Origin of the sequence: Enterobacter cloacae complex sp. BZL2005 (genome assembly GCF_049238885.1) — a bacterium.
Lineage (GTDB): Bacteria > Pseudomonadota > Gammaproteobacteria > Enterobacterales > Enterobacteriaceae > Enterobacter > Enterobacter roggenkampii.
On record NZ_JBMKGI010000026.1, the window covers coordinates 1 to 26,431 of the forward strand.

General features: G+C 51.0%; 46 protein-coding genes and 1 pseudogene. 7 read left to right on the forward strand and 40 right to left on the reverse strand.

Annotated features, from left to right (window positions below; translation table 11 throughout):
- Positions 1–334 precede the first annotated feature (334 nt).
- Positions 335–889: a gamma carbonic anhydrase family protein gene (locus ACOTXI_RS23295; protein ID WP_008503472.1), complete on the forward strand. Its 555-nt coding sequence runs from the start codon at positions 335–337 to the stop codon at positions 887–889.
- Here ACOTXI_RS23295 and ACOTXI_RS23300 read toward each other — a convergent pair.
- Genes ACOTXI_RS23300 through dprA form a run of 6 tightly spaced genes read right to left on the reverse strand, consistent with a single transcriptional unit; the run spans position 865 to position 4,648 of the window.
- Complete coding sequence (locus ACOTXI_RS23300; RefSeq protein WP_008503473.1) at positions 865–1,113, reverse strand: DUF1488 domain-containing protein; 249 nt, start codon at positions 1,111–1,113, stop codon at positions 865–867. The two genes, ACOTXI_RS23295 and ACOTXI_RS23300, sit on opposite strands and share 25 nt — an antisense overlap.
- Entirely contained in the window at positions 1,110–1,928 is an 819-nt protein-coding gene (aroE, locus tag ACOTXI_RS23305) for a shikimate dehydrogenase (protein ID WP_008503474.1), read from the reverse strand. Before aroE ends, ACOTXI_RS23300 begins: the two co-directional genes overlap by 4 nt.
- Positions 1,929–1,932: 4 nt before the next feature.
- Positions 1,933–2,505, reverse strand: coding sequence for an L-threonylcarbamoyladenylate synthase type 1 TsaC (gene tsaC, locus ACOTXI_RS23310; RefSeq protein ID WP_008503475.1), 573 nt, complete (start codon positions 2,503–2,505; stop codon positions 1,933–1,935).
- Positions 2,498–3,052: a type I DNA topoisomerase gene (locus ACOTXI_RS23315; RefSeq protein ID WP_008503476.1), complete on the reverse strand. Its 555-nt coding sequence runs from the start codon at positions 3,050–3,052 to the stop codon at positions 2,498–2,500. The genes tsaC and ACOTXI_RS23315 overlap by 8 nt, the downstream gene beginning before the upstream one ends.
- A gap of 26 nt (positions 3,053–3,078) precedes the next feature.
- Positions 3,079–3,552, reverse strand: a complete 474-nt coding sequence (smg, locus tag ACOTXI_RS23320) for a DUF494 family protein Smg (RefSeq protein ID WP_008503477.1) — start codon at positions 3,550–3,552, stop codon at positions 3,079–3,081.
- Positions 3,524–4,648: a DNA-protecting protein DprA gene (gene dprA / locus ACOTXI_RS23325; RefSeq protein ID WP_032623139.1), complete on the reverse strand. Its 1,125-nt coding sequence runs from the start codon at positions 4,646–4,648 to the stop codon at positions 3,524–3,526. The genes smg and dprA overlap by 29 nt, the downstream gene beginning before the upstream one ends.
- 127 nt (positions 4,649–4,775) lie before the next feature.
- Between dprA and def the strand changes: the two genes are divergently transcribed.
- The 5 genes from def (at position 4,776) to mscL (ending at position 9,553) form a co-directional block, all read left to right on the forward strand.
- Positions 4,776–5,285 carry a peptide deformylase gene (gene def, locus ACOTXI_RS23330; protein WP_008503479.1) on the forward strand — a complete coding sequence of 170 codons (510 nt, stop codon included), beginning with the start codon at positions 4,776–4,778 and terminating at the stop codon, positions 5,283–5,285.
- A 25-nt stretch (positions 5,286–5,310) separates the two neighbouring features.
- A complete protein-coding gene (gene fmt / locus ACOTXI_RS23335; RefSeq protein ID WP_008503480.1) occupies positions 5,311–6,258 on the forward strand; it encodes a methionyl-tRNA formyltransferase in 948 nt (315 codons plus the stop codon).
- Positions 6,259–6,310: 52 nt separating this feature from the next.
- Positions 6,311–7,597 (forward strand): 16S rRNA (cytosine(967)-C(5))-methyltransferase RsmB, encoded by a 1,287-nt coding sequence (rsmB, locus tag ACOTXI_RS23340; protein WP_032623141.1) that lies wholly within the window; start codon positions 6,311–6,313, stop codon positions 7,595–7,597.
- Between the two features lie 22 nt (positions 7,598–7,619).
- Positions 7,620–8,996, forward strand: a complete 1,377-nt coding sequence (gene trkA / locus ACOTXI_RS23345; RefSeq protein WP_008503482.1) for a Trk system potassium transporter TrkA — start codon at positions 7,620–7,622, stop codon at positions 8,994–8,996.
- Positions 8,997–9,142: 146 nt separating this feature from the next.
- Positions 9,143–9,553, forward strand: coding sequence for a large-conductance mechanosensitive channel protein MscL (gene mscL / locus ACOTXI_RS23350; protein WP_008503483.1), 411 nt, complete (start codon positions 9,143–9,145; stop codon positions 9,551–9,553).
- Here mscL and ACOTXI_RS23355 read toward each other — a convergent pair whose 3' ends face one another.
- The 31 genes from ACOTXI_RS23355 to rpsJ all read right to left on the reverse strand — a co-directional run bounded on the left by ACOTXI_RS23355 (position 9,554) and on the right by rpsJ (position 24,383).
- Complete coding sequence (locus ACOTXI_RS23355) at positions 9,554–9,769, reverse strand: alternative ribosome-rescue factor A (RefSeq protein ID WP_008503484.1); 216 nt, start codon at positions 9,767–9,769, stop codon at positions 9,554–9,556.
- A gap of 57 nt (positions 9,770–9,826) precedes the next feature.
- A complete protein-coding gene (zntR, locus tag ACOTXI_RS23360; RefSeq protein ID WP_008503485.1) occupies positions 9,827–10,252 on the reverse strand; it encodes a Zn(2+)-responsive transcriptional regulator in 426 nt (141 codons plus the stop codon).
- 2 nt (positions 10,253–10,254) lie between these two features.
- Complete coding sequence (locus ACOTXI_RS23365; protein ID WP_008503486.1) at positions 10,255–10,623, reverse strand: DUF1992 domain-containing protein; 369 nt, start codon at positions 10,621–10,623, stop codon at positions 10,255–10,257.
- 107 nt (positions 10,624–10,730) lie between these two features.
- Positions 10,731–11,114 carry a 50S ribosomal protein L17 gene (gene rplQ, locus ACOTXI_RS23370; RefSeq protein WP_001216368.1) on the reverse strand — a complete coding sequence of 128 codons (384 nt, stop codon included), beginning with the start codon at positions 11,112–11,114 and terminating at the stop codon, positions 10,731–10,733.
- Between the two features lie 40 nt (positions 11,115–11,154).
- Entirely contained in the window at positions 11,155–12,144 is a 990-nt protein-coding gene (locus ACOTXI_RS23375; RefSeq protein ID WP_002919219.1) for a DNA-directed RNA polymerase subunit alpha, read from the reverse strand.
- 25 nt (positions 12,145–12,169) lie between these two features.
- The gene (gene rpsD / locus ACOTXI_RS23380) at positions 12,170–12,790 is read right to left on the reverse strand and encodes a 30S ribosomal protein S4 (protein WP_004868345.1); all 621 of its coding nucleotides are present in this window, start codon (positions 12,788–12,790) and stop codon (positions 12,170–12,172) included.
- Positions 12,791–12,822: 32 nt separating this feature from the next.
- On the reverse strand, positions 12,823–13,212 hold the full coding sequence (rpsK, locus tag ACOTXI_RS23385) for a 30S ribosomal protein S11 (RefSeq protein WP_003863312.1): 390 nt from the start codon (positions 13,210–13,212) through the stop codon (positions 12,823–12,825).
- 16 nt (positions 13,213–13,228) lie between these two features.
- Positions 13,229–13,585, reverse strand: coding sequence for a 30S ribosomal protein S13 (rpsM, locus tag ACOTXI_RS23390; protein ID WP_008503488.1), 357 nt, complete (start codon positions 13,583–13,585; stop codon positions 13,229–13,231).
- A 146-nt stretch (positions 13,586–13,731) separates the two neighbouring features.
- Positions 13,732–13,848 (reverse strand): 50S ribosomal protein L36, encoded by a 117-nt coding sequence (rpmJ, locus tag ACOTXI_RS23395; protein ID WP_000868187.1) that lies wholly within the window; start codon positions 13,846–13,848, stop codon positions 13,732–13,734.
- A gap of 31 nt (positions 13,849–13,879) precedes the next feature.
- On the reverse strand, positions 13,880–15,211 hold the full coding sequence (secY, locus tag ACOTXI_RS23400; RefSeq protein ID WP_003863305.1) for a preprotein translocase subunit SecY: 1,332 nt from the start codon (positions 15,209–15,211) through the stop codon (positions 13,880–13,882).
- A gap of 7 nt (positions 15,212–15,218) precedes the next feature.
- The gene (rplO, locus tag ACOTXI_RS23405) at positions 15,219–15,653 is read right to left on the reverse strand and encodes a 50S ribosomal protein L15 (RefSeq protein ID WP_003863304.1); all 435 of its coding nucleotides are present in this window, start codon (positions 15,651–15,653) and stop codon (positions 15,219–15,221) included.
- A gap of 3 nt (positions 15,654–15,656) precedes the next feature.
- Positions 15,657–15,836 (reverse strand): 50S ribosomal protein L30, encoded by a 180-nt coding sequence (gene rpmD, locus ACOTXI_RS23410; protein ID WP_003863301.1) that lies wholly within the window; start codon positions 15,834–15,836, stop codon positions 15,657–15,659.
- Positions 15,837–15,842: 6 nt separating this feature from the next.
- Complete coding sequence (gene rpsE / locus ACOTXI_RS23415) at positions 15,843–16,343, reverse strand: 30S ribosomal protein S5 (RefSeq protein WP_003863299.1); 501 nt, start codon at positions 16,341–16,343, stop codon at positions 15,843–15,845.
- 14 nt (positions 16,344–16,357) lie between these two features.
- On the reverse strand, positions 16,358–16,711 hold the full coding sequence (rplR, locus tag ACOTXI_RS23420; RefSeq protein ID WP_003863297.1) for a 50S ribosomal protein L18: 354 nt from the start codon (positions 16,709–16,711) through the stop codon (positions 16,358–16,360).
- Positions 16,712–16,720: 9 nt separating this feature from the next.
- Positions 16,721–17,254 (reverse strand): 50S ribosomal protein L6, encoded by a 534-nt coding sequence (gene rplF / locus ACOTXI_RS23425; protein ID WP_003863296.1) that lies wholly within the window; start codon positions 17,252–17,254, stop codon positions 16,721–16,723.
- 12 nt (positions 17,255–17,266) lie between these two features.
- On the reverse strand, positions 17,267–17,659 hold the full coding sequence (gene rpsH, locus ACOTXI_RS23430) for a 30S ribosomal protein S8 (RefSeq protein ID WP_006178918.1): 393 nt from the start codon (positions 17,657–17,659) through the stop codon (positions 17,267–17,269).
- A 30-nt stretch (positions 17,660–17,689) separates the two neighbouring features.
- Positions 17,690–17,995 (reverse strand): 30S ribosomal protein S14, encoded by a 306-nt coding sequence (gene rpsN, locus ACOTXI_RS23435; protein WP_003863291.1) that lies wholly within the window; start codon positions 17,993–17,995, stop codon positions 17,690–17,692.
- Positions 17,996–18,009: 14 nt separating this feature from the next.
- The gene (gene rplE / locus ACOTXI_RS23440; protein WP_001096202.1) at positions 18,010–18,549 is read right to left on the reverse strand and encodes a 50S ribosomal protein L5; all 540 of its coding nucleotides are present in this window, start codon (positions 18,547–18,549) and stop codon (positions 18,010–18,012) included.
- A 14-nt stretch (positions 18,550–18,563) separates the two neighbouring features.
- A complete protein-coding gene (gene rplX / locus ACOTXI_RS23445) occupies positions 18,564–18,878 on the reverse strand; it encodes a 50S ribosomal protein L24 (protein WP_003863287.1) in 315 nt (104 codons plus the stop codon).
- 10 nt (positions 18,879–18,888) lie between these two features.
- The gene (rplN, locus tag ACOTXI_RS23450) at positions 18,889–19,260 is read right to left on the reverse strand and encodes a 50S ribosomal protein L14 (RefSeq protein ID WP_002919748.1); all 372 of its coding nucleotides are present in this window, start codon (positions 19,258–19,260) and stop codon (positions 18,889–18,891) included.
- Positions 19,261–19,426: 166 nt separating this feature from the next.
- Positions 19,427–19,681: a 30S ribosomal protein S17 gene (rpsQ, locus tag ACOTXI_RS23455; RefSeq protein WP_008503489.1), complete on the reverse strand. Its 255-nt coding sequence runs from the start codon at positions 19,679–19,681 to the stop codon at positions 19,427–19,429.
- Entirely contained in the window at positions 19,681–19,872 is a 192-nt protein-coding gene (gene rpmC, locus ACOTXI_RS23460; protein ID WP_003863282.1) for a 50S ribosomal protein L29, read from the reverse strand. The genes rpsQ and rpmC overlap by 1 nt, the downstream gene beginning before the upstream one ends.
- Positions 19,872–20,282 carry a 50S ribosomal protein L16 gene (rplP, locus tag ACOTXI_RS23465; protein ID WP_002919759.1) on the reverse strand — a complete coding sequence of 137 codons (411 nt, stop codon included), beginning with the start codon at positions 20,280–20,282 and terminating at the stop codon, positions 19,872–19,874. The genes rpmC and rplP overlap by 1 nt, the downstream gene beginning before the upstream one ends.
- A 12-nt stretch (positions 20,283–20,294) precedes the next feature.
- Positions 20,295–20,996: a 30S ribosomal protein S3 gene (gene rpsC / locus ACOTXI_RS23470; protein ID WP_000529945.1), complete on the reverse strand. Its 702-nt coding sequence runs from the start codon at positions 20,994–20,996 to the stop codon at positions 20,295–20,297.
- A gap of 17 nt (positions 20,997–21,013) precedes the next feature.
- Positions 21,014–21,346, reverse strand: coding sequence for a 50S ribosomal protein L22 (gene rplV / locus ACOTXI_RS23475; protein WP_002919773.1), 333 nt, complete (start codon positions 21,344–21,346; stop codon positions 21,014–21,016).
- 14 nt (positions 21,347–21,360) lie between these two features.
- A complete protein-coding gene (rpsS, locus tag ACOTXI_RS23480) occupies positions 21,361–21,639 on the reverse strand; it encodes a 30S ribosomal protein S19 (RefSeq protein WP_001138117.1) in 279 nt (92 codons plus the stop codon).
- A gap of 16 nt (positions 21,640–21,655) precedes the next feature.
- Positions 21,656–22,477, reverse strand: a complete 822-nt coding sequence (gene rplB / locus ACOTXI_RS23485) for a 50S ribosomal protein L2 (protein ID WP_421633978.1) — start codon at positions 22,475–22,477, stop codon at positions 21,656–21,658.
- 17 nt (positions 22,478–22,494) lie between these two features.
- Positions 22,495–22,797: a 50S ribosomal protein L23 gene (gene rplW, locus ACOTXI_RS23490; protein WP_000617546.1), complete on the reverse strand. Its 303-nt coding sequence runs from the start codon at positions 22,795–22,797 to the stop codon at positions 22,495–22,497.
- A complete protein-coding gene (gene rplD, locus ACOTXI_RS23495) occupies positions 22,794–23,399 on the reverse strand; it encodes a 50S ribosomal protein L4 (RefSeq protein ID WP_000424395.1) in 606 nt (201 codons plus the stop codon). The genes rplW and rplD overlap by 4 nt, the downstream gene beginning before the upstream one ends.
- Before the next feature lie 10 nt (positions 23,400–23,409).
- A complete protein-coding gene (gene rplC, locus ACOTXI_RS23500) occupies positions 23,410–24,039 on the reverse strand; it encodes a 50S ribosomal protein L3 (protein WP_003863274.1) in 630 nt (209 codons plus the stop codon).
- Positions 24,040–24,071: 32 nt separating this feature from the next.
- Complete coding sequence (gene rpsJ, locus ACOTXI_RS23505) at positions 24,072–24,383, reverse strand: 30S ribosomal protein S10 (protein ID WP_001181005.1); 312 nt, start codon at positions 24,381–24,383, stop codon at positions 24,072–24,074.
- A gap of 380 nt (positions 24,384–24,763) precedes the next feature.
- Here rpsJ and ACOTXI_RS23510 point away from each other — a divergent pair, with 380 nt between their 5' ends.
- The gene (locus ACOTXI_RS23510) at positions 24,764–25,237 is read left to right on the forward strand and encodes a prepilin peptidase (protein WP_008503491.1); all 474 of its coding nucleotides are present in this window, start codon (positions 24,764–24,766) and stop codon (positions 25,235–25,237) included.
- Here the strand turns inward: ACOTXI_RS23510 and bfr are convergent.
- The 3 genes and pseudogenes from bfr to tuf all read right to left on the reverse strand — a co-directional run.
- A complete protein-coding gene (gene bfr, locus ACOTXI_RS23515) occupies positions 25,221–25,697 on the reverse strand; it encodes a bacterioferritin (protein WP_008503492.1) in 477 nt (158 codons plus the stop codon). The two genes, ACOTXI_RS23510 and bfr, sit on opposite strands and share 17 nt — an antisense overlap.
- Positions 25,698–25,769: 72 nt before the next feature.
- Positions 25,770–25,964 (reverse strand): bacterioferritin-associated ferredoxin, encoded by a 195-nt coding sequence (gene bfd / locus ACOTXI_RS23520; RefSeq protein ID WP_008503493.1) that lies wholly within the window; start codon positions 25,962–25,964, stop codon positions 25,770–25,772.
- Between the two features lie 179 nt (positions 25,965–26,143).
- Positions 26,144–26,431 (reverse strand): annotated as a pseudogene (gene tuf / locus ACOTXI_RS23525) (elongation factor Tu); the annotation flags it as partial.

A 26,431-nucleotide genomic window follows, 5' to 3' on the forward strand; every position in this document is an offset into this window, starting at 1 on the left:
AAGAGCAGTGCAACGCGGCTTTCGCTCACCGTTGCGAGGTGGCGTATATTACGCTTTCCTCTTTCAGAGTCAACCCGTTATTTCAGGATTTTTTCTCTTCAACCGACTGCGTTGTCTGTGAAGTGATTCACATCCGCCGTGTCGATGGAGGCGCATTATAGGGATCCCAATTTTTAGCACAAGTATTTTTTAGATCTTTTTTTCCGACTGCTGATTTTCCGTGCTTTTCGCTGAAATCCCGCCCGATCTGCTTAAATATTGACGTATTTTGCCTTGCCTCGATCGACGAATACGATCAAAGTCTTCTGTATAGCGCTCATTCTCAGAGGTAGTTATGTCTGCAGTATTACGTCCTTATAAAGATCTGTTCCCCAAACAAGGCGATCGCGTGATGATCGACGCCAGTAGTGTGGTCATTGGTGATGTCCGACTGGCCGATGACGTTAGTATCTGGCCACTCGTTGCCATCAGGGGAGACGTTAACTATGTGTCTATTGGCGCGCGAACCAATATTCAGGACGGTAGCGTTCTGCACGTCACGCACAAATCGTCCTATAACCCGGAAGGCAATCCCCTCATTATTGGAGAAGATGTTACCGTCGGCCATAAAGTCATGCTTCACGGCTGCACTGTCGGAAATCGCGTACTTGTTGGCATGGGGTCGATTTTACTGGATGGCGTCATAGTAGAAGATGACGTGATGATTGGCGCCGGTAGCCTGGTCCCGCAGAACAAACGGCTGGAGAGCGGCTATCTCTATCTGGGAAGCCCGGTAAAACAGATCCGCCCCCTGAAGGAGGCGGAGATCGAAGGATTAAAATACTCGGCAAACAACTACGTAAAATGGAAGAATGATTATTTGGATCAGGATAGCCAAACCCAGCCCTGATCGTCTTCCTGCTGTTCGCGGATTAAATCGCTGGCTTCCTCTTCGAGATCCCAGCGGTTTTCACAAAATACGGCTATCGGGTCTGTGCCGCCAAAACGATGCAACAGCGTTTCCCCGTGGATGGCACAGGTAAGCTGCATACCCTGCACGAGCACCGGAAAACAGACCGCTTGCTTATGCTCATCCCAGCTCTCTCTGTCCGGGAAATGAATAGCCTGATTCACGCCGAAAGCTCCTGCTTTAGCTTTTCAATGACTGGCTCGACTGAAGGCAGCACCCCGTGCCAGAGCAGTACAGCATGCGCAGCCTGCCCCACCAGCATTCCCAGCCCATCGGCTAACTGTTTCGCGCCGTGTTGTTCACACCAGTTCAGGAAAGGCGTTTTACCTTTCTGATAGAACATGTCATAGAAGTACATGTGCGCACTGACCAGCGAAGCGGGGATCGCCGGGATCTCGCCACTGATGCCGCTGGATGTGGCATTAATGACAAGATCGAACTCACGTTCAGCAAGATCGTCAAGCGCTACCGCGCTCACGCTGCCGGTATGCGCAAACAACGCCGCCAGCGCTTCTGCCCGGGAAAAGGTTCTGTTAGTAATGGTCACTGAACAGTCCAGGGAAAGCAGAGGCAACAGAACGCCCCTCGATGCACCACCCGCGCCAATCAGCAGAACCCGGAATCCGGGTTTGATAAAGGAGAGTCTTTCCAGATCGCTAAGTAAACCAATCCCGTCGGTGTTGTCACCCAGAAGGCGTCCATCCTCAAGCCGTTTTAGGGTATTGACTGCACCTGCAAGTGAAGCGCGCTCGGTCAGCTCATCTGCACGTTCGAATGCTTCTTCTTTAAACGGGACCGTCACATTCGCGCCTTTGCCCCCCGCGGCGAAAAAGGCCTCCAGCGTTGGGATAAAGGCATCCACTGGCGCCAGTACGCGCCCATAGGGATGATCTATCTGCAGCTGCTCCGCGAATTGCTGATGAATCCACGGTGACTTGCTGTGTGCAATCGGATTACCAAAAACAGCATAGGTTTCCATGAGATTACCCCTGGCGAAAACGTTCGCCGGTCAAAGCGTCGCGAATCTCAGACGGATTCAGGCGCCCTCCCGTTTCACCAACAGCGACAGGGAAGTCATTCCCGAACTGCGCCAGCACTTCTTCAGTTGTCCGACAAGGCGGCTGCCCGGTCAGGTTGGCGCTGGTTGAGACCAGTGGTTTACCAAATGCCAGGCACAGCTCCACCACCAGCGGATGATCAGTGACGCGAACGGCAAGGGAGTCAAAGCGTCCGGTTAACCAGCGCGGCGTTGTAGGCTGAGCCGGGAAGACGAAGGTTACTGGTCCAGGCCATGCGGAGAAGATTGTCTCGCGCTGTGCTGGGGTTAGCATAGAGTCATCAATATAGGGCTTAAGCTGCTCGTAATTCGCAGCGATCAAAATAAGCCCTTTCTCGACGGGTCTTTGTTTCAGAGTAAGCAGACGGCTCACAGCCGTTTCGCTGTCAGGATCGCAACCGACCCCAAAAACAGCTTCAGTTGGATAGGCGATGACTTCTTCATTTTTCAGTACGTCCACTGCATGCGCAATGGAGCCTGATGGCAGGTTATTATTCACTATTTTGATCCGCCGTAACCGGCTTTCCACATTGTTTACTGGCGCAGAAGCGTTTAATGCCTTGCGCGGTTTTCTTCTCTATCAGTAGCGGATAATTGCAATGAGGGCAGATTCCCGCTACCGGCTTAAAATTGATAACGAACTGGCAGTCAGGGTAGCGATCGCACGAATGGAAGGTCTTACCATAACGGGAACGGCGCTGTACCAGCTGACCGCGCTGACACTGAGGACACGCAATCGCCGTTTCATCTGGCTTATCAATTTGTTCCGTATGTTCACATTCCGGGTAGCGGCTACATCCAATAAACATGCCGAAACGCCCCTGGCGTAGCGCGAGTTCGCCACCGCAAAGAGGACAAAGCTGCCCCTCCAGAATTTTAACGATATGTCCATCCGCCTGGCTTTTCAGAGGACGAACATAATCACATTCCGGATAGTGAGAACAACCGAGAAACGGGCCGTGTTTCCCGGACCGAATAACAAGTTCAGCCCCGCACTGCGGGCAGGGCTCGTTTTTATGCACCGTGAACAGTGCTGATTTGGCCATAACAACTCTTGGTGCTGCACATTGAATTAGTGCAGCATACCTTCATTCACTTCAAAGAGTAATTCTTCCATTTGCTGATAGGCATTTTCACAGCCCGGGATATTAAACAGAACCATCAGGATCACCCATTTGAGATCTTCCAGTTCAAATTCTGCGGTATCCAGCGCCATGACGCGTTCTATCACCATTTCTCTCGTTTCGAGGTTTAGCACCTGAATCTGCTCAAGGAATAAAATGAATCCCCGGCAGCTGGCGTCCAGCCGTTCACACTCTTCAGCGGTATAAATGCGTACTGACAATGGGTCAGAAGCAAGCTGCATCGGTTCGGCAAGGCCTTCCTGATAATCAGCCAGTTTTTCCAGCCACATCAACGCATTGTAGATATCTTCCCGCTCAAATCCCGCATCGGTAAGATCCTGTGTCAACTTGTCCTGATCCACTCGCATTTCTGCTTCGTTATGGATGTAAGTCTCAAACAAATACATCAGTACGTCGAACATGGCATGCCCTCCTTAATCGGACATAGCCGCCGGGTACAGCTGCGATCCACCCTGCTAACTCCAGTTCGAGTAGCTGTGCTACCGTTACTGGCACAGGTTGGCCGGCACGTTCAGCGACAACGTCAACAGGTGTTACCTCATCTCCTACGTTAGCCAGGAGCTTGGGAAATGGCAATGCCACCTTTCCCTGATCTGATGAATATTGTCGCTTTTCGGGATCTTCCTGCAGCCATTGCAGCCCATATTGCAAATTTTCAAGAATGTCCCCGACTTCCGTTACCGGTGTTGCCCCCTGCTTAATCAGCCAGTGCGGTCCCTCGCATCCCGGATTACCTATCGGGCCGGGCAAAGCGAAGACTTCTCGTCCCTGTTCGAGCGCACACCGTGCCGTGACCAGCGAACCGCTTCGCCGCGCGGCTTCGACCACCAGCACGCCTTTGCTAAGGCCGCTGATGATTCGATTACGACGCGGAAAGTTTGCCGGTCGGGGCTGCGCGGAAAGCGGAAACTCAGACACTATCGCGCCGTCAGACTCAATAAGCCGCATCGCCAATGCCTGATGCCGACGCGGATAAATACTAAAAAGACCGTTTCCCAGCACCGCGACACTTCGTCCTTTTACTGACAGCGCCGCGCTGTGGGCAACGCCGTCAATACCACAGGCCAGCCCGCTGGTGATCGTGAAACCACTTTGTGAAAGTTGTTCGCACAGGATTTTCCCCCACCGCTCGCCGTACCATGACGGCGCACGACTGCCTACCACCGCCAGCTGAACGGTATTAAGCGTCTCGGGGTTACCTTTTATGAATAATGCTCCGGGATAATCAGGGATTGTGCGGAGCAAAGGGGGATAAAGGGGATGGTTGGCCGTTAATAAATGATGACCCGGCTGCTCAAGCCATACCAGGCTACGTTCCAGCTCACTCTCATTGAGCGCAACGAACCGTTCAGCCTGCTTTGCTGTCAAACCAGTGTTTCTCAGAACAAGCGTGTCGATGCCTTCCTGCCTCTGCAGTCGTGCAGCCGCTTCCACCATGACATCACCACACAAAGAACCTGTGTGCATGAGCCGTAGCCAAATCTCGGTAGATGTCATCCTTTCCCCTGCCATAAGCGGTCTCCGCAATCATTGCGATTGGTCACTGATGCTGTCAATCGATGGGGGATTTGTCTAGAATAGAGGGAGTATTCTTATCAACTCCTGAACACGACTCTGGAAATTTATGGCAGTTTTGCAAGTATTACATATTCCGGACGAGCGCCTTCGCATCGTCGCTGAACCGGTTAAAGAAGTGAATGCAGAAATCCAGCGTATCGTTGATGATATGTTCGATACCATGTACGCCGAAGAAGGCATTGGCCTGGCGGCAACGCAGGTGGACATTCACAAGCGTATTATCGTGATCGACGTTTCTGAGAATCGCGATGGTCGTCTGGTGCTGATCAACCCAGAGCTGCTTGAAAAGAGTGGCGAAACCGGTATTGAGGAAGGCTGTCTGTCTATTCCAGAACAGCGTGCGTTAGTGCCGCGTGCTGAGAAAGTGAAAATTCGCGCTCTGGATCGTGACGGTAATCCGTTCGAACTGGAGGCAGACGATCTGCTGGCGATTTGTATTCAGCATGAGATGGATCACCTGGTCGGTAAACTGTTTATCGATTATCTCTCGCCGCTGAAACAGCAGCGTATTCGTCAGAAAGTAGAGAAACTGGATCGTTTGCGTTCTCGCGCATAACGTCCCACCGGATACAAGGATCATCGTGTCTAAATCACTACGTATTATCTTCGCGGGAACCCCTGATTTTGCAGCGCGTCATCTTGACGCGCTGTTATCGTCTGGTCACCAGGTTGTTGGCGTCTTTACCCAACCGGACCGTCCTGCTGGTCGCGGCAAAAAACTGATGCCGAGCCCGGTCAAGGTGCTGGCAGAAGAGCATGGGCTTCCTGTTTTTCAGCCCGCATCGCTGCGCCCGCAGGAAAATCAGCAGCTGGTTGCTGACCTGAATGCCGACGTAATGGTGGTGGTGGCTTACGGTTTAATTTTGCCAAAAGCCGTGCTTGATATGCCGCGTCTGGGTTGTATCAACGTTCATGGGTCCCTGCTCCCACGCTGGCGTGGTGCAGCACCTATCCAGCGCGCGCTGTGGGCGGGTGATGCCGAAACGGGCGTGACCATCATGAAGATGGACGTAGGTTTAGACACCGGCGACATGCTCTATAAACTGGCCTGCCCCATTACGTCAGACGATACCAGCGCCACGCTGTATGACAAACTGGCAGAGCTTGGCCCACAAGGGCTCATCGAGACGCTTCAGCAGCTTGCTGACAATACGGCAAAACCAGAAGTTCAGGACGACGCGCTGGTAACCTACGCCGAAAAGCTGAGCAAAGAAGAAGCGCGGATCGACTGGTCCCTGTCAGCCGCTCAACTTGAACGTTGCATTCGCGCTTTTAATCCGTGGCCGATGAGCTGGTTGGAAATTGATGAGCAGCCAGTAAAAGTCTGGAAAGCCTCCGTCATTAGCGGTGCGACTACGGCGGAACCCGGTACGATTATTGATGCCAGCAAGAACGGCATCCAGGTGGCGACTGCGCAAGGTATTTTGAATCTTGAATCGCTCCAACCGGCCGGTAAGAAAGCCATGAGTGCTCAGGATCTACTAAATTCCCGTCGCGAATGGTTTATCCCTGGCAATCGCCTTGCCTGAGCAAATTTATTCTTAAGGCCCGGTGTTTCCGGGCATTTTTATTTTTACGGTTATGAAAAAACAAAATCTACGCAGTATGGCGGCCCAGGCCGTCGAGCAGGTTATCGAGCAGGGCCAGTCACTGAGCAACGTCCTGCCTCCCCTGCAGCAAAAAGTCTCTGATAAAGATAAAGCCCTGCTTCAAGAGCTCTGCTTTGGCGTCCTGCGCACACTCTCTCAGCTTGAGTGGTTGATTAACAAGCTGATGTCCCGCCCAATGACGGGCAAGCAGCGCACCGTACATTATTTAATTATGGTGGGTTTTTATCAGCTTCTTCATACCCGCATCCCACCTCATGCCGCGCTGGCAGAGACGGTGGAAGGTGCCGTTGCGATTAAACGTCCTCAGCTGAAAGGGCTGATCAACGGCGTATTGCGTCAGTTCCAGCGACAGCAGGACGAGCTTCTGGCTGAATTTGCCCAAAATGAAGCGCGCTTCCTGCATCCGGACTGGCTGTTGAAGCGCCTGAAAAAAGCTTATCCGCAGCAGTGGCAGGACATTGCCGATGCCAACAACCAGCGTCCGCCAATGTGGTTACGCGTGAATCGTAATCACCACACCCGTGACGCATGGCTGGCATTACTCGAAGACGCTGGAATGAGCGGCTTCACCCATGACGCATACCCTGATGCCGTGCGCTTAGCATCGCCTGCACCGGTACATGCATTACCCGGTTTTGATGAAGGCTGGGTAACCGTACAGGATGCCTCTGCTCAGGGTTGCATGACCTGGCTCGAACCTAAAAACGGTGAGCAGATTTTGGATCTCTGCGCCGCACCAGGGGGCAAAACGACGCATATTCTTGAAGTGGCTCCGCAGGCCAGCGTGATGGCAGTGGACGTTGATGAGCAACGTCTTTCACGCGTCTACGACAACCTCAAGCGCCTGGGCATGAAGGCACAGGTTAAGCAAGGCGATGGACGCAAACCCGCAGAATGGTGTGGCGAAGCACAATTCGATCGCATTTTGCTGGATGCCCCCTGCTCTGCAACTGGCGTGATTCGTCGTCATCCGGATATCAAGTGGCTGCGTCGCGATCGTGATATTAGTGAGCTTGCCCAACTGCAATCCGACATCCTTGACGCCATCTGGCAGCATCTCAAACCCGGCGGCACGCTGGTCTATGCAACCTGTTCAGTACTGCCGGAAGAAAACAGTCAGCAAATCGCGGCCTTCCTTAAACGAACCCCGGACGCGGCGCTGCACGATACGGGAACGCCTGAATGCCCGGGTCAGCAGAATCTGCCGGGTGCAGAAGAAGGTGATGGCTTCTTTTACGCTAAGCTAATCAAAGAGTGATGTTGAGAACAGGTCACGAGAGATGAAGATTATCATTCTGGGCGCAGGACAGGTTGGTGGAACGCTGGCGGAAAATCTGGTTGGCGAAAACAACGATATCACCATCGTGGATACCAACGGCGATCGCCTGCGTGTTTTACAGGACAAATTTGACCTGCGCGTTGTGCAGGGTCATGGTTCGCACCCGCGCGTTCTTCGTGAGGCGGGCGCTGACGATGCCGACATGCTGGTTGCGGTGACCAGTTCTGACGAAACCAATATGGTGGCCTGTCAGGTGGCCTACTCGCTTTTTAACACGCCAAACCGAATCGCGCGCATCCGCTCTCCGGACTATGTCCGCGATGCTGAGAAACTGTTTAATTCAGAAGCAGTTCCTATTGACCATCTTATCGCGCCAGAACAGCTGGTGATCGACAATATCTACCGTCTGATCGAATATCCGGGCGCCCTGCAGGTGGTGAACTTTGCCGAAGGTAAAGTGAGCCTGGCCGTCGTTAAGGCCTATTACGGCGGCCCGTTGATTGGCAACGCGTTGTCCACCATGCGCGAGCATATGCCGCATATTGATACGCGCGTCGCGGCTATTTTCCGCCACGACAGACCTATCCGCCCGCAGGGCTCTACGATTGTCGAAGCCGGGGACGAAGTCTTCTTTATTGCGGCTTCACAGCATATTCGTGCGGTGATGAGTGAACTTCAGCGTCTCGAAAAACCCTATAAACGCATTATGCTGGTCGGCGGCGGCAATATTGGTGCCGGTCTGGCACACCGGCTTGAAAAAGATTACAGCGTAAAATTGATCGAACGCGATCAGCAGCGAGCGGCTGAACTGGCGGAAAAACTGCAAAATACGATCGTATTTTATGGCGATGCGTCAGATCAGGAGTTGCTGGCTGAAGAGCATATTGATCAAGTTGATCTTTTTATTGCCGTCACCAACGACGACGAAGCGAATATAATGTCCGCCATGCTCGCGAAACGTATGGGGGCAAAGAAGGTCATGGTGCTTATCCAGCGCAAAGCCTATGTTGATCTGGTTCAGGGCAGCGTCATTGATATTGCCATTTCGCCGCAGCAGGCGACAATTTCCGCGTTACTGAGCCATGTGCGTAAAGCGGATATTGTTGGGGTATCATCGCTTCGTCGCGGGGTAGCGGAAGCCATTGAAGCCGTAGCGCACGGAGATGAAACTACATCACGCGTCGTGGGCCGTTCGATAGACGAAATTAAGCTGCCACCGGGCACCATTATTGGTGCTGTCGTGCGCGGGAATGATGTCATGATTGCCAATGATAATTTGCGCATTGAGCAAGGCGATCACGTTATTATGTTCCTTACCGATAAAAAGTTTATTACCGACGTCGAACGTTTATTCCAGCCAAGCCCATTCTTCCTTTAATGTGTCGGGTGCTCTCAATGGGGTACCCGCTCTTTATCCTTCTCATTTCTGTGCCTTTTATTTTGCATAACGTTTAATTATCACGAATGGCAATTAGCTAATCATTTGTTAAACTTATAGTCGTCAGCTGGCACAAGGAGAACAAAATGAGTTTTATTAAAGAATTTCGCGAATTTGCGATGCGCGGAAACGTGGTGGATTTGGCAGTGGGTGTCATTATTGGTGCAGCATTCGGCAAGATTGTTTCATCATTAGTGGCCGACATTATCATGCCACCTTTAGGGTTGCTGATCGGGGGCATTGATTTCAAACAGTTCGCTTTCACGTTGCGTGAAGCACAGGGTGATGTACCGGCAGTCGTGATGCACTACGGTGTATTTATTCAGAACGTATTTGATTTCGTGATTGTAGCGTTTGCCATTTTTATGGCTATAAAGCTGATCAATAAACTCAACCGTAAAAAAGAAGAGCCGGCAGCAGCGCCTGCACCGACAAAAGAAGAAGTGCTGCTGAGTGAGATTCGCGATCTGTTAAAAGAGCAGAACAAGCGCGTTTAATCAGAAGCTTAAAGCAGGAAGGCCAGTGGTAAATAAGCGATTCGCTTGTTTGCCACTGGCCTCCCAGCTACCCCGTTTTGCATGCTTGCCTTTACGCAGATAACTTCCTTTCCCTTTTTTATTCTTCTCAACGCGCTGTCTGAATAGCGGGTCATGGAGTAGTGCCTCAATGGCATTGTCTTTAATCTGTCCTTTCGTGTGCTGATAGCGGCTCATAAATTCTCCTGAGCATGGTTTATGTCGACGGGAGTCTAGACCCGGTTGGACTAAAAATCAACAGTCCTCGGTTTTCCCACTGGCCCCCTGTTCAAGGGCTTCCAGAATGGAACAATAAATACTGCTGTGGGCCGTGCCACAACAAGCATCATTCAGCCTTTGCAGAGAGCGCTGCATGGTTTGCAATTCCTGAATGCGTGCTTCAACTTCATCCAACCGGGCCTGCACAATGCTTTTCGACTCCTGACAGGTGTGATGTGCCGGATCGATGCGGATCGATAATAACTCGCGGATCGAATCTAATGTGAAACCGAGCTGGCGCGCATACCGAATAAACCGCAGGCGCTGCAGATCGTTATCGGTATAAAGTCGGAAGCCACCTTCAGTACGAACTTCATGATCGATCATCTGCTGCTTTTCGTAATATCGGATGGTATCCGGTGTGACGTTCGCGAGCTTCGCAAGTTCACCGATACGGTACATAACTACTCCTCGTTTATTTTCCGCAACAAGCGTTCACCGTATTCACCGTGCAGAAAGTCAGTGTTCATTCCTGCCTGACGCAGTTTAAGTTCAAGCAGGGCGAGGCGGCGGCTAATTTCAGAATGTCGCGGATCGTCCTGACGGATCCCTTTTAGCAGATCGACAAGTTCAACAGCCTCTCTGCGCTGTTCGAGTTCAGGAGGGAGACAGCCTGCATTCTTTAGTAAACGGTATCCCGCGCGTAATTCAGGCGCAATATGCGAGTCATCGTCAAGCATAAGGGGTTCGCCGCATCCCGGAAGATCGTCGAATTCACCTTTTTTTTGGGCATCACGAATATGGCGTTCTGCCCACTGGTCAAGCAGCCACATTACCCGCTCCAGAGGATGAACAGAATTGATACAGATATTGTAGAGAAGTGGGGATATCGCGGATATAAAAAAACCCGCCGGAGCGGGTTTTTTTACGTTACTGCAGATTACTCTGCAGCAGCTTCTGCTTTCTCTGAACGATCAACCAGCTCGATGTAAGCCATCGGCGCGTTGTCGCCTGCACGGAAGCCACACTTCAGAATGCGAGTGTAACCACCGGCACGGCTCGCGAAACGCGGGCCCAGTTCGTTAAACAGTTTTGCCACGATCTCGTTATCACGAGTACGGGCGAATGCCAGACGACGATTAGCAACGCTGTCAGTCTTGGCAAGAGTAATCAGCGGCTCAACTACGCGACGCAGCTCTTTCGCTTTAGGCAGGGTCGTCTTGATGATCTCATGACGAACCAGTGAACCTGCCATGTTGCGGAACATAGCCTGGCGATGGCTGCTGTTGCGGTTCAGTTGACGACCACTCTTACGATGGCGCATGACCTTATCCTTCTCAGTAAAACCTTAACCTGTGATCCGGTTACTCGTCAGCAATGCTTGCCGGTGGCCAGTTTTCCAGGCGCATGCCCAGAGACAGACCACGTGAAGCCAGCACGTCTTTAATCTCGGTAAGAGATTTTTTACCCAGGTTCGGCGTTTTCAGCAACTCAACCTCGGTACGCTGTACCAGATCACCGATATAGTGGATAGCTTCTGCCTTGAGGCAGTTAGCAGAGCGGACAGTCAATTCGAGATCGTCAACAGGGCGCAGCAGGATCGGATCGAATTCTGGTTTCTCTTCTTTCACTTCCGGCTGACGAACATCACGTAAGTCAACGAAAGCTTCCAGTTGTTCTGCCAGGATGGTTGCCGCACGACGAATCGCCTCTTCAGGATCGATTGTGCCGTTGGTTTCCATTTCGATGACCAGCTTGTCCAGGTCGGTACGCTGTTCTACACGCGCTGCTTCAACATTGTAGGCAATACGCTCTACAGGGCTGTAGCATGCGTCGACCAGCAGACGGCCGATTGGGCGCTCATCTTCTTCCGAATGAATTCGGGCAGAAGCCGGCACATAACCACGACCGCGCTGAACTTTGATACGCATGCTAATAGCTGCGTTCTCATCGGTCAGGTGGCAGATCACGTGCTGCGGCTTGACGATTTCAACATCACCGTCGTGGGTGATGTCGGCTGCAGTCACAGGGCCAATGCCAGATTTATTCAGAGTAAGAATAACTTCATCTTTACCCTGAACTCTCACCGCCAGCCCTTTCAGGTTGAGCAGGATTTCAAGGATATCTTCCTGAACGCCTTCTTTGGTGCTGTACTCATGAAGTACACCATCAATCTCAACCTCGGTCACCGCGCAACCCGGCATCGATGAGAGCAGAATACGGCGCAGTGCGTTACCCAGAGTATGGCCAAAGCCACGCTCTAAAGGCTCAAGGGTCACCTTGGCGTGCGTCGAACTCACTTGCTCGATATCTACCAGGCGCGGTTTTAGAAACTCTGTCACAGAACCCTGCATTGTGTCCTCTCTTTGGTACTAAGCTTTACTTGGAGTAAAGCTCGACGATCAGGTGTTCGTTAATGTCCGCAGACAGATCAGAACGTTCTGGCTGACGCTTGAACGTACCTTCCATCTTGCCAGCATCAACTTCCAGCCAGGTTGGCTTTTCACGCTGCTCAGCCAGCTCCAGAGCGGCCTTCACGCGAGATTGCTTTTTCGCTTTCTCACGAATGCTAACAACGTCATTCGCTTTAACCTGATAAGAAGCGATGTTAACAACACGACCGTTTACCATGATTGCTTTGTGGCTAACCAGCTGACGTGATTCAGCACGAGTAGCGCCGAAGCCCATACGGTATACAACGTTGTCCAGACGACCTTCCAGCAGAGCCAGCAGGTTTTCACCTGTGTTGCCTTTCAGACGTGCTGCTTCTTTATAGTAGTTACGGAACTGACGCTCCAGCACACCGTACATACGGCGAACTTTTTGCTTTTCACGCAACTGCACACCATAGTCAGACAGACGCGGTTTACGCGCACCGTGCTGGCCAGGAGCTTGTTCAATTTTACACTTGGTATCGATCGCGCGAACGCCAGACTTAAGGAATAAGTCGGTGCCCTCACGACGGCTCAGCTTGAGCTTAGGACCCAAATATCTTGCCATTTTCTATCTCCAACTAACCTAAAAAACGAGCGTTATACGCGACGTTTTTTCGGCGGACGACAACCGTTATGAGGGATCGGAGTCACATCAGTAATATTAGTGATGCGGAAACCAGCGGCGTTCAGAGCGCGAACAGTAGATTCACGACCCGGACCCGGACCTTTAACCATAACTTCCAGATTCTTGATGCCGTATTCTTTTACGGCTTCTGCGCAACGCTCTGCTGCAACCTGAGCTGCGAACGGAGTGGATTTGCGAGAACCACGGAAACCGGAACCACCGGCTGTTGCCCAACCCAATGCGTTACCCTGACGATCAGTAATAGTAACGATGGTGTTGTTGAAAGAAGCATGGATATGAGCCACGCCGTCAGAGACTTGTTTTCTTACACGTTTACGTGCACGAACTGGTGCCTTTGCCATTATTCAATCACCCCGATTATTTCTTGATCGGTTTGCGCGGACCCTTACGGGTACGTGCGTTGGTCTTAGTACGCTGACCGCGCACTGGCAGACCACGACGATGACGCAAACCGCGATAGCAACCAAGATCCATCAGGCGCTTGATGCTCATGCTGATTTCACGGCGCAGATCACCTTCAACGACAAATTTGGCAACTTCGTCACGCAGCGTGTCGATTTGTTCTTCAGACAGCTCACTGATCTTAACATCTTCAGCGATACCCGCTGCAGCCAGAATGGCTTTAGAACGGGTCTTGCCGATGCCGTAGATCGAAGTTAATGCGATCACAGCATGTTTCTGATCAGGAATGTTAATGCCTGCTATACGGGCCACTATGCACTCCTACTATTTAATATGTACGCACCATGCTGAAAAGCCCGTTTTCAGGATACTCAAATGGAAACGTACAGACATACAAAAGATTGGCTGGCTAATCTAGCCAGCTCAACCCAACTTTGCAAGAAAAATATGCGAAATAATCAGCCTTGGCGCTGTTTATGCTTCGGCTCGGCACTGCAAATCACACGGATGACACCATCACGCTTAACGATTTTGCAGTTACGGCATAATTTCTTGACGGAAGCACGAACTTTCATTTTTACTCTCCGTAACTTCTCAGGCGACCAATTAGCGGCCGTAGCCTTTCAGGTTCGCCTTCTTCAATGCAGACTCATACTGACTGGACATCATCAGAGTTTGCACTTGAGCCATAAAGTCCATAATCACGACAACAACGATAAGCAGTGAGGTTCCACCGAAGTAGAACGGTACTTTCATTGCATCACGCATGAACTCCGGGATCAGGCAGATAAAAGTAATATAGAGCGCACCAACCAAAGTCAGGCGGGTCATTACTTTATCGATATACTTCGCCGTTTGCTCTCCCGGACGAATTCCTGGTACAAATGCACCGGACTTCTTCAGGTTATCTGCTGTTTCACGCGGGTTGAAGACCAACGCCGTGTAGAAGAAACAGAAGAAGATGATCGCAGACGCATAGAGTAACACATAAAGTGGTTGCCCAGGCTGCAAATACAGCGAAATTGTTGTCAGCCAGTTCCAACCAGTACCGCCCCCGAACCATGACGCGATGGTTGCCGGGAACAGAATAATACTGGAAGCGAAGATAGCCGGGATAACCCCCGCCATGTTCACTTTCAGCGGTAAATGTGTGCTCTGTGCAGCATAGACACGACGACCTTGCTGACGCTTAGCGTAGTTCACCACAATGCGGCGTTGACCACGTTCAACGAAGACAACAAAGAACGTCACTGCAAATACTAATACTGCAACCAACAGCAACAGGAGGAAGTGCAGGTCGCCTTGACGCGCTTGCTCGATAGTGTGGGCGATGGCTGGCGGGAGGCCCGCAACAATACCGGCGAAGATAATGATTGAGATACCGTTACCGATACCACGCTCAGTAATCTGTTCGCCGAGCCACATCAGGAACATTGTCCCTGTGACCAGACTTACAACAGCGGTGAAGTAGAATGCAAAGCCCGGGTTTAACACCAGGCCCTGCATACCAGGCATATTCGGAAGACCGGTAGCAATACCGATCGACTGGAATATTGCCAGCACCAGAGTACCGTAACGGGTGTACTGACTAATCTTACGACGTCCAGACTCCCCTTCTTTCTTCAACTCTGCCAGGGCCGGATGAACGACCGTCAGCAGCTGGATAATAATCGATGCCGAAATGTACGGCATAATACCCAGTGCGAAGATAGAAGCACGGCTGAGAGCACCACCAGAGAACATGTTGAACATTTCAATGATGGTGCCTCGCTGTTGCTCAAGCAGTTTGGCAAGTACAGCGGCATCGATACCAGGGATCGGAATAAAAGAGCCAATACGGAACACAATCAGCGCGCCGATAACAAACAGCAGTCTGCGTTTCAGCTCGCCAAATCCACCTTTGGCACTTTGAAAATCTAATCCCGGTTGCTTAGCCATCTGCTACTTATTCCTCAATTTTACCGCCAGCAGCTTCGATAGCAGCACGAGCACCTTTAGTAACACGCAGGCCACGAACAGTTACCGGAGTAGAAACTTCACCAGCCAGGATCACTTTCGCGAACTCGATCTGGATACCGATAATGTTTGCTGCTTTCAGCGTGTTCAGGTCTACAACGCCGCCTTCAACTTTCGCCAGGTCAGACAGACGGATTTCCGCCGTGATCGCTGCTTTGCGAGAGGTGAAGCCGAACTTCGGCAGACGACGGTACAGTGGCATCTGGCCACCCTCGAAACCGCGACGTACGCCACCGCCAGAACGAGAGTTCTGACCTTTGTGACCACGACCACCGGTTTTGCCGAGGCCAGAACCGATACCACGACCCAGGCGTTTACCCGCCTTTTTAGAGCCTTCGGCCGGAGACAGAGTATTTAAACGCATCTCTTACTCCTCAACTTTAACCATGAAGTAAACCGCGTTGACCATACCACGAACAGCAGGAGTATCCTCGCGCTCAACGGTATGACCAATACGACGCAGACCCAGGCCAAGCAGCGTTGCCTTGTGTTTCGGCAGACGACCGATTGCACTGCGGGTTTGAGTGATTTTAATAGTCTTTGCCATGGTCAATTACCCCAGAATTTCTTCAACGGATTTACCACGCTTGGCAGCGACCATTTCTGGAGAATTCATATTTTCCAGGCCATCAATAGTTGCACGAACCACGTTGATCGGGTTGGTGGAACCATATGCTTTAGCCAGAACGTTATGAACCCCAGCAACTTCCAGAACGGCGCGCATTGCACCACCGGCGATGATACCGGTACCTTCTGAAGCTGGCTGCATGAATACACGAGAACCCGTGTGAACACCTTTAACTGGGTGCTGCAGGGTGCCGTTGTTCAGCGCGACGTTAATCATGTTGCGACGGGCTTTTTCCATCGCTTTCTGGATCGCTGCTGGAACTTCACGCGCTTTACCGTAACCAAAACCAACGCGACCGTTACCATCGCCTACTACAGTCAGAGCTGTGAAGGAGAAAATACGACCACCTTTAACGGTTTTAGATACGCGGTTTACCGCGATCAGCTTTTCCTGCAGTTCGCCAGCCTGTTTTTCGATGTGAGCCATCTTACACCTCTACCTTAGAACTGAAGGCCAGCTTCACGGGCAGCATCTGCCAGTGCCTGGACACGACCATGATATTGGAACCCGGAACGGTCAAAGGAAACATTGCTGATGCCTTTTTCCAGAGCGCGTTCAGCAACAGCTTTACCTACAGCTGCAGCGGCGTCTTTGTTACCGGTGTACTTCAATTGTTCTGAGATAGCTTTTTCTACAGTAGAAGCAGCTACCAGAACTTCAGAACCGTTCGGTGCAATTACCTGTGCGTAAATATGACGCGGGGTACGATGTACCACCAGGCGAGTTGCACCCAGCTCTTTGAGCTTGCGGCGTGCGCGGGTCGCACGACGGATACGAGCAGATTTCTTATCCATAGTGTTACCTTACTTCTTCTTAGCCTCTTTGGTACGCACGACTTCGTCGGCGTAACGAACACCCTTGCCTTTGTAAGGCTCAGGACGACGGTAGGCGCGCAGATCTGCTGCAACCTGACCGATCAGCTGTTTATCAGCGCCTTTCAGCACGATTTCAGTCTGAGTCGGGCATTCTGCAGTGATACCGGCCGGCAGCGGATGCTCAACAGGGTGTGAGAAGCCCAGAGACAGGCCTACTGCATTCCCTTTGATAGCTGCACGATAACCTACACCAACCAGCTGAAGCTTTTTAGTGAAGCCTTCGGTAACACCAACAACCATTGAGTTCAGCAGGGCACGCGCGGTACCAGCCTGAGCCCAACCATCCACGAAACCATCACGTGGACCGAAGGTCAGAGCATTATCTGCATGTTTAACTTCAACAGCTTTGTTGAGGGTACGAGTCAGCTCGCCGTTTTTACCTTTGATCGTAATAACCTGACCGTCGATTTTTACATCAACGCCGGCAGGAATAACGACCGGTGCTTTAGCAACACGAGACATTCTTTCCTCCGATTAGGCTACGTAGCAGATAATTTCGCCACCAAGACCAGCCTGGCGCGCTGCACGATCAGTCATAACACCTTTAGAGGTAGAAACAACTGCGATACCAAGACCAGCCATAACTTTTGGCAGCTCATCTTTTTTCTTATAGATGCGCAGGCCTGGGCGGCTGACACGCTGAATGCTTTCTACAACAGCTTTACCCTGGAAATACTTGAGAGTAAGTTCCAGTTCCGGCTTGGTGTCGCCTTCAACTTTAAAATCTTCGATAAAACCTTCTTCCTTCAGCACGTTGGCAATTGCCACTTTCAGCTTGGCGGAAGGCATGGTGACCGCAACTTTGTTCGCGGCCTGACCGTTACGGATACGGGTCAGCATATCCGCGATCGGATCTTGCATGCTCATCTGTCTTTACTCCCGTGATTCAATTGGTAATTACCAGCTAGCCTTTTTCAAGCCTGGCACTTCACCGCGCATGGCGGCTTCACGCAGTTTGATACGGCTCAACCCAAACTTGCCCACATAACCATGTGGACGACCTGTTTGACGACAGCGGTTACGCTGACGAGACGGGCTGGAATCACGCGGCAGAGACTGCAGCTTGAGAACCGCATTCCAACGATCTTCGTCGGAAGCGTTCACATCAGAAATGATCGCTTTCAGTTCAGCGCGTTTAGCGAAGAATTTATCAGCTAAAGCTACGCGCTTTACTTCGCGTGCTTTCATTGATTGCTTAGCCATTCAGTAACCCTACCTTACTTGCGGAACGGGAAGTCAAAGGCAGCCAGCAGAGCACGGCCTTCTTCGTCAGATTTCGCAGTAGTGGTAATGGTAATATCCAAACCACGCACGCGGTCGACTTTATCGTAGTCGATTTCTGGGAAGATGATCTGCTCACGGACACCCATGCTGTAGTTACCACGACCGTCGAAAGACTTAGCGGACAAGCCACGGAAGTCACGGATACGTGGAACAGCAATAGTGATCAGGCGCTCAAAGAACTCCCACATGCGTTCGCCACGCAGAGTTACTTTACAGCCGATCGGATAGCCCTGACGGATTTTGAAGCCTGCAACAGATTTGCGTGCTTTGGTGATCAGCGGTTTTTGACCGGAGATTGCTGTCAGGTCAGCTGCTGCGTTATCCAGCAGTTTCTTGTCAGCGATCGCTTCACCAACACCCATGTTCAGGGTGATCTTCTCGACCCGAGGGACTTGCATGACAGAATTGTAGTTAAACTCGGTCATGAGTTTCTTAACTACTTCGTCTTTGTAGTAATCATGCAGTTTCGCCATCGTACTACTCCAAATTACTTGATAGTTTCGCTGTTAGACTTGAAGAAACGGACTTTTTTACCGTCTTCGAATCTAAAGCCTACACGGTCAGCCTTGCCGGTAGCCGCATTGAAGATTGCAACGTTAGAAACCTGAATAGCAGCTTCTTTTTCAACGATGCCACCTGGTTGGTTCAGGGCCGGAACCGGCTTCTGATGTTTCTTAACCAGGTTGATACCTTCAACGACAAGTTTGCCGGAAGACAGAACATTTTTTACTTTACCGCGTTTACCTTTATCTTTACCGGTTAACACGATAACTTCGTCATCACGACGGATTTTCGCTGCCATGATTCGCTCCTTAGAGTACTTCTGGTGCCAGAGAGATAATTTTCATGAACTTCTCAGTACGAAGTTCACGAGTTACCGGCCCAAAGATACGCGTGCCGATAGGCTGCTCGCTGTTATTGTTTAAAATAACGCATGCATTACCATCGAAGCGAATGACAGAACCGTCAGGGCGACGAACACCCTTCTTGGTGCGCACCACTACCGCCTTCAGCACATCACCTTTTTTGACCTTACCACGTGGAATTGCTTCTTTGATGGTGATCTTGATGATGTCGCCTACGCCTGCGTAGCGACGGTGCGAGCCACCCAGAACCTTGATACACATTACGCGACGTGCACCGGAGTTGTCGGCGACGTTCAGCATAGTCTGTTCTTGGATCATTTTAGTGCTCCGCTAATGTCAACTACTACCTGAGACTCTAAAATCAGAGCCGTTAAAAAGCCCCATATCGAGGGCGCGGCATTATAACACCGCTTCTGCAATATGGGTAGAAAAAATAAACGGCTCATCGCTGAGCCGTTTATTCGTATTGAGAAGGCGTACTGTATTACAGAACCGCTTTCTCTACAACGCGAACCAGCGTCCAGGACTTAGTCTTGGACAGTGGACGGCATTCACGGATTTCAACCTTGTCGCCGATACCACATTCGTTGTTCTCGTCATGTACGTGCAGTTTGGTCGTACGCTTGATGAATTTACCGTAGATCGGGTGTTTCACAATACGTTCGATAGCTACAACAATGGATTTCTCCATTTTGTCGCTAACAACACGACCTTGCAGAGTACGGATTTTATCGGTCATTACGCACCCGCCTTCTGAGTCAGTAAAGTCTTAACGCGTGCAACATTGCGACGCACTTGCTTCAGCAGGTGAGTCTGTTGCAGCTGGCCACTTGCAGCCTGCATACGCAGGTTGAACTGCTCACGCAGCAGGTTCAGCAGCTCAGCGTTCAGCTCTTCAACGCTTTTTTCACGCAGCTCTTTTGCTTTCATTACATCACCGTCTTAGTTACAAAGGTGGTTTTGATAGGCAGTTTCGCTGCTGCCAGGCCGAAGGCTTCACGGGCCAGCTCTTCCGGAACACCGTCCATTTCATACAGGACTTTGCCCGGTTGGATCAAGGCAACCCAGTACTCCACGTTACCTTTACCTTTACCCATACGAACTTCCAGCGGCTTCTCGGTGATCGGTTTGTCCGGGAATACACGGATCCAGATCTTACCTTGACGCTTAACTGCACGGGTCATTGCACGACGTGCTGCTTCGATCTGACGTGCAGTCAGACGACCACGGCCAACAGCTTTCAGACCGAAAGTGCCGAAGCTAACATCCGTACCCTGCGCCAGACCACGGTTGCGGCCTTTGTGCACTTTACGGAATTTTGTACGCTTTGGTTGTAACATCAGCGACGCTCCTTATTTACGGCCTTTACGCTGCTGCTTTTTAGGTTGAGCAGCCGGTTTTTCCGGTTGTTCAACAGCAGCCATACCACCCAGGATCTCACCTTTGAAGATCCATACCTTAACGCCGATTACACCGTAAGTGGTGTGCGCTTCAGAGGTGTTGTAGTCGATGTCAGCACGCAGAGTGTGCAGCGGTACGCGACCTTCACGGTACCATTCGGTACGTGCGATTTCCGCGCCGCCCAGACGGCCGCTAACTTCAACTTTGATACCTTTAGCGCCCAGACGCATTGCGTTCTGTACAGCACGCTTCATAGCACGACGGAACATAACACGACGTTCCAGCTGTGAAGTGATGCTGTCAGCAACCAATTTAGCGTCCAGTTCAGGCTTACGAACTTCAGCGATATTGATCTGTGCAGGAACGCCAGCGATATCCGCTACGACCTTGCGCAGTTTTTCTACGTCTTCGCCTTTCTTACCGATAACGATGCCAGGACGAGCAGTGTGAATAGTCACACGGATGCTCTTCGCTGGACGCTCGATAACGATACGAGATACAGACGCTTTAGCCAGTTCCTTAGTCAGGTACTGACGTACTTTAAAATCGCTGTCCAGGTTGTCAGCGAATTCTTTGGTGTTCGCAAACCAGGTAGAGTTCCATGGTTTTACAATACCCAGGCGAATACCATTAGGATGTACTTTCTGACCCATTGCTAGTCTCCAGAGTCTCAGCGATCGGACACAACCACAGTAATGTGGCTGGTGCGCTTCAGGATGCGATCTGCACGACCTTTCGCACGCGGCATAATGCGCTTCATGCTTGGGCCTTCATCTACGAAAATTTTCGCGACTTTCAGATCGTCGATGTCAGCGCCATCGTTGTGTTCAGCGTTAGCAATGGCAGATTCCAGTACTTTCTTGACCAATACCGCAGCTTTCTTGTTGGTATAGGTCAGGATGTCCAGGGCCTGCGACACTTTCTTACCGCGAATCAGGTCAGCAACAAGGCGAACCTTCTGTGCAGAAGAACGAGCATGGCGATGTTGAGCTAAAGTTTCCATCTCTTCCTCCTACCTTATTTCTTCTTCGCTTTTTTATCAGCAGCGTGGCCGCGATAAGTACGAGTCGGTGCGAATTCACCCAGTTTGTGACCAACCATTTCGTCGGTAACAAAGACTGGAACGTGCTGACGACCATTATGGACAGCGATGGTCAAACCGATCATGTTAGGAAAGATCGTTGAACGACGGGACCAAGTGCGCAGGGGCTTCTTGTCTCCGCTTTCCACCGCTTTCTCTACCTTCTTCAGCAAGTGCAGGTCAATAAAAGGACCTTTCTTGAGAGAACGTGGCATGGCTTATCCTCTAAAATTATTTGCTACGGCGACGTACGATAAATTTATCAGTACGCTTGTTGCTGCGGGTCTTCTTACCTTTGGTCTGAACGCCCCACGGAGATACCGGGTGCTTACCAAAGTTACGACCTTCACCACCACCATGTGGGTGGTCGACTGGGTTCATCGCAGTACCGCGAACGGTAGGACGAACACCACGCCAGCGTACAGCACCTGCTTTACCCAGAACGCGCAGCATATGCTCAGCATTGCCAACTTCGCCCAGAGTAGCGCGGCAGTCTGCTTCGACTTTACGCATTTCACCAGAACGCAGACGCAGGGTGACATAAGCACCATCACGCGCAACGATCTGAACGTAAGTACCCGCGGAACGCGCCAGCTGACCGCCTTTACCTGGTTTCATTTCTACGTTATGAACGGTAGAACCAACCGGGATATTGCGCATCGGCAGGGTGTTGCCTGCTTTGATTGCAGCATCAACGCCAGACTGAATCTGGTCGCCAGCTTTCAGGCCTTTAGGGGCCAGGATGTAACGGCGTTCGCCGTCTTTGTACAGAACCAGCGCGATGTTCGCGGAACGGTTCGGATCGTACTCAAGACGTTCAACAACTGCTGGGATACCGTCTTTGTTGCGTTTGAAGTCAACAATACGATAAGCCTGCTTGTGGCCACCACCGATGTGACGAGTGGTGATACGGCCATTGTTGTTACGACCACCGGATTTGCTGTTTTTTTCCAGCAACGGAGCAAAAGGTTTGCCCTTGTGCAGCTCAGGGTTAACCACTTTAACTACGTGGCGACGACCCGGAGATGTCGGTTTACATTTAACAACTGCCATTGTATTACTCCTCCGACTTACTCAGCGCCGCCAACGAAGTCCAGATTCTGGCCTTCTTTCAGGGTGACGTAAGCTTTTTTCCAGTCGCTACGACGACCGATACGCTGTCCGTGACGTTTAACTTTCCCTTTAACGACCAGGGTGTTAACGACTTCGACTTCGACTTCAAACAGTTTCTGCACAGCAGCTTTGATCTCTGCTTTGGTCGCGTCTTTAGCAACTTTGAGAACGATGGTGTTTGTTTTTTCCATCGCAGTAGACGCTTTTTCAGAAACGTGCGGTGCGCGAAGCACCTTCAGCAGACGTTCTTCACGAATCATGCCAGCATCTCCTCAACTTGCTTAACAGCATCAGCAGTCATTACGACTTTGTCGAAGGCGATCAGGCTAACCGGGTCGATACCAGTCGCATCGCGTACGTCAACCTTGTGCAGGTTACGTGCGGCCAGGAACAGGTTCTCGTCCAGCTCACCGGTGATGATCAGCACATCTTCCAGAGCCATGTCTTTCAGTTTCTGTGCCAGCAGCTTAGTTTTAGGCGCTTCAACAGAGAACTTCTCGACAACGATCAGACGATCCTGACGTACCAGTTCGGACAGGATGCTTTTCAGCGCGCCGCGGTACATCTTTTTGTTAACTTTTTGACTGTGGTCCTGTGGACGCGCAGCGAAGGTCACGCCACCTGAACGCCAGATCGGGCTCTTGATAGAACCTGAACGCGCACGGCCGGTACCTTTCTGGCGCCATGGCTTTTTGCCAGAACCAGTTACTTCAGCACGAGTCTTCTGAGCACGAGTACCCTGACGAGCACCAGCTGCATAAGCAACAACAACCTGGTGAACCAGCGCTTCGTTGAAATCACGACCGAAGGTAGTTTCGGAAACAGTCAGCGCGCTCTGCGCGTCTTTCAATACTAATTCCATTGCTATCCCCTTACGCCTTCACAGCTGGTTTAACGATCAGGTCGCTACCGGTTGCACCCGGGACCGCACCTTTAACCAGCAGCAGGTTGCGCTCAGCGTCAACACGTACTACGTCCAGGCTCTGAACGGTTACACGTTCGTTACCCAGCTGACCTGCCATTTTCTTGCCTTTGAACACTTTGCCCGGAGTCTGGTTCTGACCGATAGAACCCGGAACGCGGTGAGACAAGGAGTTACCGTGGGTAGCGTCCTGGGTACGGAAGTTCCAGCGCTTAACGGTACCAGCAAAACCTTTACCTTTAGAGGTACCGGTTACGTCAACTTTTTTAACGTCAGCAAACAGCTCAACGCTAATGTCCTGACCTACGGTGAACTCTTCGCCTTCAGCAAGACGGAATTCCCACAGACCACGGCCAGCTTCTACGCCAGCTTTAGCGAAGTGACCCGCTTCTGGTTTGGTTACACGGTTAGCTTTTTTAGCACCAGTGGTAACCTGAATAGCGCGGTAGCCATCGTTAGCCAGATCTTTAACCTGAGTAACGCGGTTTGCTTCAACTTCGATTACGGTTACTGGGATAGAAACGCCATCTTCAGTGAAGATGCGGGTCATACCCACTTTTTTACCGACTAAACCAATCATTGTTTCAACCTCTCAATCGCTCGATGACCTGATTAACCCAGGCTGATCTGCACGTCTACACCGGCAGCCAGATCCAGACGCATCAGAGCATCAACGGTTTTCTCAGTTGGCTCAACGATGTCAACCAGACGCTTGTGAGTGCGGATTTCGTACTGATCGCGCGCGTCTTTGTTAACGTGCGGAGAAATCAGAACGGTGAAGCGCTCTTTGCGGGTCGGCAGCGGGATCGGACCACGGACTTGCGCACCAGTGCGCTTAGCAGTCTCGACGATTTCCGCGGTTGATTGATCGATCAGACGATGATCAAACGCTTTAAGGCGGATACGGATTCTTTGGTTCTGCATGAGACCAGAGCTCCAATTATTTTATAAACGAAAATGATTACTCCTCAAACCCATTACGATTGATGGGAGAGTGTAACCGTTCTTACGTAGCTCCCCAATTGGGAGCATTGTTGAGTAACAAAATGAGCTACTCTGGTTCTGATTGAACCCGCCGTCAATTACGACAAGCCCGCGCATTATACGTAAATCTGGGCAAGACGCAAGTGCCGTTTAGAAATTAAGCGCCAATGTCGCAGGGTGTGTAAGAGCGCGCAACGTTTTATGAAATGTATTCTGCGGCGATGCTTTGTTTCGAGCCGCTACGCATCTCCGTTTTTTGTGCATTGCCGGACAGGCCGATTATAACGACTATGCGCTCAAACCCGTTTGAGGCCTTTTACATGCTAACCACCCTCCCCTTTCTGCTGATCTATCTTTCACTGACTGCCTTACTGGTACATGCCGATATTCGCTACGGTCTGCTTCCCGATAAATTTCTCTGCCCGCTGCTATGGGCGGGGCTGCTCTTCCAGCTTTGTATCCAACCTGATTTTCTGCCGAGTGCGGTGGCGGGTGCGATGGCCGGATATATTGCCTTTGCCGTTATTTACTGGGGCTATTGGTTTATCTGCCGGCGTGAAGGGATGGGATATGGTGATGTGAAGTACCTGGCGGCACTGGGTGCATGGCATGGCTGGTGCGTACTGCCTACGCTGGCGTTGCTCGCGGCGCTGATGGCGCTTCTTTGTATTCTTGTTTTTTCGGTAATCCGCCCTGATAAGAAGGCAATAAAAAACCCGCTGCCTTTTGGGCCATTTCTGGCAGCAGCGGGTTTATGCATAGGCTGGAAGACGTTGGTTATTCTTCCACTTTAATCTGTGACTGAAGATAGTTTTGCAGGCCGATTTTAGCAATGAGATCCAGCTCTGTTTCCAGCCAGTCAATATGCCCTTCTTCATCGGCCAGGATCTGAATCATCATATCTCGGCTGACGTAGTCATGTACGCTGTCAGCATAGGCAATGGCTTCACGGAGATCTTTGGCACCTTCAAGTTCTAGCCTGAGGTCGGAACGCAGCATCTCTTCGACATCTTCTCCGATGCCCAGCTTGCCGAGATCCTGCAGGTTTGGAATGCCTTCAAGGAATAAAATACGCTCGATATATTTATCAGCGTGTTTCATCTCATCGATAGATTCATGGTACTCAACGTCGTTTAAACGTTTGAGTCCCCAGTTTTTGAACATTCTCGCGTGAAGAAAATACTGGTTGATTGCGACAAGCTCATTTCCCAATAATTTATTGAGATAACTTATGATTTTAACATCACCTTTCATTATATAGTCCCTCCGCTTCCACTCATTGAAGCGTAGATCGGGCTACAGGGATGTCAAAGAAAAGATGGGCGCTTACGCGATCTCTTTGTATTCCGGGATCTGCATCAGCTCGTCCTGCATGATCTCTCGCGCAGCACGTACGCATTTACCGCATTGATTTCCCACCGGAACAAATTTGCGAAGCTGCTGGAATGACTGGGGCTGAAACTGGCGAACGGCCTGACGTATTTTTTTGTCGCTTACACCATTACATAAACAAACGTACATAGAAACTCCCGTTCAAATTATGCGCAAAGTGTAAGTGAGAATGGTTATGATTACAATAGCACAAACGCCAGAATGCGGGGCGAGAGCAGGCAAAAAATGCGAAATTTTGTGACGACGCCTGAGCGGTAGAAAACAAAAAAGGACGCCGAAGCGTCCTTTTTTAATTCAGGGATAATTAATTAGCCCAGAACTTTAGCAACAACGCCCGCGCCAACGGTACGGCCGCCTTCACGGATTGCGAAACGCAGACCGTCGTCCATCGCGATTGGGTGGATCAGAGTCACAACCATCTTGATGTTGTCGCCTGGCATTACCATCTCAACGCCTTCTGGCAGTTCGATGGTACCGGTCACGTCAGTAGTACGGAAGTAGAACTGTGGACGGTAGCCTTTGAAGAACGGAGTATGACGGCCGCCTTCGTCTTTGGACAGGATGTACACTTCAGATTCGAACTTGGTGTGTGGCTT